The following is a 1,547-nucleotide window of genomic DNA, read 5'->3' on the forward strand; positions in this document are numbered from 1 at the left end:
CAATTGTCGCTGTTGATGGGGGAACTACCTGCACTGCTAGCAACGACGGCTAGTTGGATGAAATAGTGAATAGGAGAGGGTCTCTTCACCTATCCACTTCAAAGAAGAAGGAATACCTTGTCATCTCACGCAGATCTCATTGTTCTTGGTGGGCCTATTGCCACCTTGGACCCTCAGTCCCCTTGGGCTGAGGCTTTAGCGATCAAGGACGGCAAGATCCTTGCGGTGGGAAGCCGTTCTGTAATCCACTCTGCTCACCATGGTCCCTCAACCCTCATCAAAGACCTGGATGGCAAAACGCTGATGCCAGGACTCCATGACGCTCACAATCACCACCAGATTGCCGGTAAGGCAGCATTGATGGAGGTGGGGTTTTTCCCTACTGCTTCACTCGAGGAGATCCACAACACCATCAAGGATTACGTCACTCGCCTCGATCACGATGCATGGGTGGTCGGAGGGAGCTGGGGAAGCACACTTCTGGAAGAGCTCTCCCACCCCTCGACTAAGCCCCTACTGGATGAAGCCGCTGGTGGCCGCCCTGTCCTCTTAGTAGACGACTCTCATCACAACAAATGGGCAAACAGCCGCGCGCTTTTCCTTGCAGGCATTGACGCGTCAACACCAGACCCCATTGACGGAACAATCATGCGTTACGAGGGAACCACGGAACCTACCGGGGTGCTCTTTGAAACAGCAGGCCTGATTGTGGAGCGCGTAATGAATGAACTCAACCCCATGACAGAGCAGCTCTGGGCAGATACTTCTGAGCGTGGGATGCAGATTTTGCATAGTTACGGAGTCACTGCTTTTCAAGACGCGGGTGTCAGCCTGGACCTCCTGAAAGCTCTCCAGCAGCTCGATAATCAGGGCAGACTCAAGTCCTGGGTTGTCTCATGCATGATGGCGAACAACATGATCTTTGATGCTGAGCCAATTGGGGACGGCTTGGTTTGGCAAGGAGAAAAATACCGCACAGAACACCACCGGCCCGATTTCATCAAAATCTTCCTCGACGGTATTCCACCAACCCACACTGCGTGCTTCCTAGAGCCCTACCTCCCCACTGAAACTCATGGCTCCCGCCACCATGGCGAAATCGCCATGGATGTCGAGGAGCTGACTGATTGGTTACTTCGTACTGCCGCCGCTGGTATCGGTGCAAAAATTCACTGCACAGGTGATGGTGCAGTTCACCATGTCCTAGATGCTGCCGAGAAGGTTCGTGCTGCCGGATTTACAACGCCGCTGCACATTGCTCATGGGCAATTCGTCGCCATTGAAGATATCCCCCGCATGGCGAATCTCAACGTCGTGGCTGAAATTTCCCCCACATTGTGGTTCCCGGGGGTAATTTATGAAGCCATCAAAATTGTGCTGGGCCCAGATCGTGCGGAGAAGATGCAGCCCAATCGCAGCATCCTGGATGCCGGTGGTGTGGTGATTGGTGGTTCAGACTGGCCGGTAGTGCCCCTGCCCAATCCCTGGCTCGGTATTGAAGGGCTCGTCACCCGAGCAGACCCAGATGGAGTTTTCTCTGGCACGCT

At 54.2% G+C, this 1,547-nt stretch carries 1 protein-coding gene; it reads left to right on the forward strand.

What is annotated here, in order from left to right:
* Positions 1-117: 117 nt before the first annotated feature.
* The coding region (locus Q0362_RS09270) for an amidohydrolase (RefSeq protein WP_298122803.1) at positions 118-1,547 on the forward strand (1,430 nt) is incomplete at its 3' end.

Origin of the sequence: uncultured Aurantimicrobium sp., from assembly GCF_936931525.1 — a bacterium.
In the GTDB taxonomy this organism is placed as follows: domain Bacteria; phylum Actinomycetota; class Actinomycetes; order Actinomycetales; family Microbacteriaceae; genus Aurantimicrobium.